The sequence below is a fragment of the Microvirga pakistanensis genome (assembly GCF_004458765.1).
Taxonomy (GTDB): domain Bacteria; phylum Pseudomonadota; class Alphaproteobacteria; order Rhizobiales; family Beijerinckiaceae; genus Microvirga; species Microvirga pakistanensis.
The window spans coordinates 1-223 of record NZ_SPJX01000220.1 but is presented as its reverse complement, the minus strand read 5'-3'; the positions used below and the strand labels follow the sequence as shown (position 1 = coordinate 223).

The 223-nt window shown below is 68.6% G+C and carries 1 pseudogene; it reads left to right on the top strand.

What is annotated here, in order from left to right:
- Window positions 1-223: pseudogene (locus tag E4K09_RS14065) on the top strand (tRNA 2-thiouridine(34) synthase MnmA); the annotation flags it as partial.

The following is a 223-nucleotide window of genomic DNA, read 5'->3' as shown; positions in this document are numbered from 1 at the left end:
GGCCGTGATCGACCGCTTTACCCAAAGCTATCTGGCGGGCGAGACGCCGATCCCCTGCGTCGAGTGCAACCGCTCCATCAAGTTCCGGGATCTTCTGGAAACCGCCAGGGACCTTGGGGCCGACGTGCTGGCCACGGGCCATTACGTGGCGAGCCGCCGCCTGCCCGACGGGCGTCGGGCCCTGCACCGGGCCGCCGATCCGGACCGGGACCAGAGCTATTTC